Source organism: Hansschlegelia beijingensis (assembly GCF_045505405.1).
Classification (GTDB): domain Bacteria; phylum Pseudomonadota; class Alphaproteobacteria; order Rhizobiales; family Methylopilaceae; genus Methylopila; species Methylopila beijingensis_A.
Genome location: NZ_JBJKEX010000432.1, coordinates 1 through 2,305, shown reverse-complemented (window position 1 = coordinate 2,305; position 2,305 = coordinate 1). Strand labels below are relative to the sequence as shown.

Genomic DNA, 2,305 nt, shown 5'->3' with positions numbered 1-2,305 from the left:
GATCGCGGTCTGGGCTTCCTGAGCCGACTTGACCGAGCCGGTCACCACCACGCCGTCGCCGACACCCTCGACCCGAACATGCCGCCCAGATGCCGGCGGCCACCCCGGTCACGGCCGCGACGGCTGTGATCAGCAGGATCACGGCCACGGGATAGCTCCACGCGAGGGCGCAGCGCGGCGAAGCCCGCGCCACCCGCCACAGCAGGCCCGACGTCACGGCGTCCCAAGTAGTCACGATGCCGCGCAGGAACTTCACCGGGAGCGGCGCAGCGAAGTCCTTCTGGACCAGGTCGTCCCACCGCAAGGTCTCGTATCGAACCGCCACCTCCGCCTCGCCGCCCCGGAAGGACGCCGTCCATTCAGCGCTCGGCGTGCGGGCGTCCTCGACAAGGCCGGGCTTGATGCTCGCGGTCGCGTCCCAGAGACGCGCGAACCGCCGGAGTTCGAGAGCGATCAGCCGGCGGTACTCCGCCGGACCGCGCGGATCGTAGCCCTGGATGTAGAGGACGTGCCGGCGCCGGACCTCCTGAGCCGCCGGCGCCGCTTCCGCGGCCCGCGGACTTTCTTCGTCGGGTCGCACGGCGTCGCCACGGGGGGTCGTGGAGGCGGACGCGGATCGCGTCGGCTCCATCTCCGCCCGGTCGGACAAGCGCATCGTTCACCTCCCGTGTCGGGGAGCCCCATCGACATGCTCAGATGGAGCACGACGCGCGTCTATCGATCTCCTCGGCCCCGCAGCGCGTTGCTCTCTGCGACGACGGCCTCGACCTCCTCGCAGACCCTCCCGATCGCATCCGCTCCGACGCAGCGCTCCGCGACGCCCGCGCACGCCTCCGCGATCGGGGTCGAGGCGAGCAGGCGTCGCAGGCGCCAGGCGGCTACGCGCGCGCCGAAAACCTCGCGGCGCAGAACGAGCCCGCAGCCAAGCCGCCTCACGCGATCCGCATTGTCGAACTGGTCAAAGGCGAGCGGCACGATCAGCTGCGGGATCGCGGCGGCGAGGGCCTGCGCGACCGTACCGATCCCGCCGTGATGGATGATCGCTCGGCAGCGCGGCAGCAGAACGCTGAAAGGCGCATAGCGTGTGACGAAGACCCGATCGCGCCGCTCGGGCGGGATCTCGAGCGGATGGGGGCACGACACCACGCAGCGGAGCCCTAGCGCTTCGCAGGCGGTCATCGCCGCCCGATACATCGCTTCCCCGTGCAGCATGCCTGTGCCGAACGTCACGGCGACCGGCCGTGGTCCGGAGTCCAGAAACTCGGCGAGGGCCTCCACGCTTTCGTCCGGCGCTCCCACCATGTCGGCGCAAGGAAAGCCGACCTGGCGCGCGTTCCTGGGCCAGTCCGGCTGGAACGCCGCGAACCATGGCGGGTAGAGCAGCAGCACCCTGCCGCGCGCGTTCCACCAATGGCGCAGGCGACGCACGGGATCCTGTCCGATCTCGGCGCGAAACGCGTTCAGGGCGGGGAGCAGCGCCGGATCGATGACGTATCTGTCGGCGCCGAGCTGCAGTCGCCATTTCAGGCCTGCGGGCAACCAACCAAACCTGAAGAGTCCGGGCAATCTCGGCGTCTCGCGCCGGCTCTGCATCAGCACCGGCTGCAGGTGGACGACGACGTATGGCGCGCGTCGGACGCCCACCGCGACGCGCGCGCCAAGCGCCAGCGAGGAGGCGAGAACAATCGTCCGGCCCCGGCGATGTCGCCGCATCACGAAGGCGAATGTGGGCCGGATGGCGGCTGCGACGGCCGCAAACAGCGTGCGTATTCCGCGGTGGGAGCTCCAGAGCGCCGGATCAGCGAAGGCTGCCGCGTAATCCCGCTCTGTGCCGAGAGGCTCGAAGCCGATGCCGGCGCGCGCCGCAAGCGGCCCGAACGGCGCCGGCGCAGCCATCGTCACCCGGTGCCCGCGTCGGTGGAGCTCGCCTCCTATCGCGATCAGCGGGAGAACGTCCCCGGAGCTGCCGATCGCCGCAATCAGCACGTGCATGAGGCGGAGGTCGCCGGCCCAATGGGCTGGCGGCGCTCTTCCGCTTTTTCATGACCCGACCCGCAGGTCTCGTCAAACGCTGCTGCGGCGGCGCGCCGGGGCGGTCATGGCGCGAGGCGCCCCCTCGCGCTCGATCAGGTCGCAGGCGTCGATGATCGCGTCGCCGCGACCGCTGCGCGCGGCCGCAGCCGCGCACCCATCTGATGCTGACCGAGGGCGTCCCGCCGGCGATGATCGAGAATCTCGCGAGGCAAGCCGGCATGCCGGTCGGCCCGCTGTCGCTCAACGACGAGGTCGAGCGCGACCTCGTCGT

1 protein-coding gene and 3 pseudogenes are annotated in these 2,305 nt (G+C 70.9%); 1 reads left to right on the top strand and 3 read right to left on the bottom strand.

Features of this window, described 5'->3' with window-relative positions; translation table 11 throughout:
- The 3 genes and pseudogenes from ACIKT0_RS17165 to ACIKT0_RS17155 all read right to left on the bottom strand — a co-directional run.
- A pseudogene (locus ACIKT0_RS17165) lies at nucleotides 1-655 on the bottom strand (hypothetical protein); the annotation flags it as partial.
- A 59-nt stretch (nucleotides 656-714) separates the two neighbouring features.
- Entirely contained in the window at nucleotides 715-1,428 is a 714-nt protein-coding gene (locus ACIKT0_RS17160; protein ID WP_407106577.1) for a glycosyltransferase, read from the bottom strand.
- Between the two features lie 369 nt (nucleotides 1,429-1,797).
- Nucleotides 1,798-1,992 (bottom strand): annotated as a pseudogene (locus ACIKT0_RS17155) (glycosyltransferase); the annotation flags it as partial.
- 197 nt (nucleotides 1,993-2,189) lie between these two features.
- On the opposite strand from ACIKT0_RS17155, the pseudogene ACIKT0_RS17150 reads away from it, so the two are divergent.
- Nucleotides 2,190-2,305 (top strand): annotated as a pseudogene (locus tag ACIKT0_RS17150) (3-hydroxyacyl-CoA dehydrogenase family protein); the annotation flags it as partial.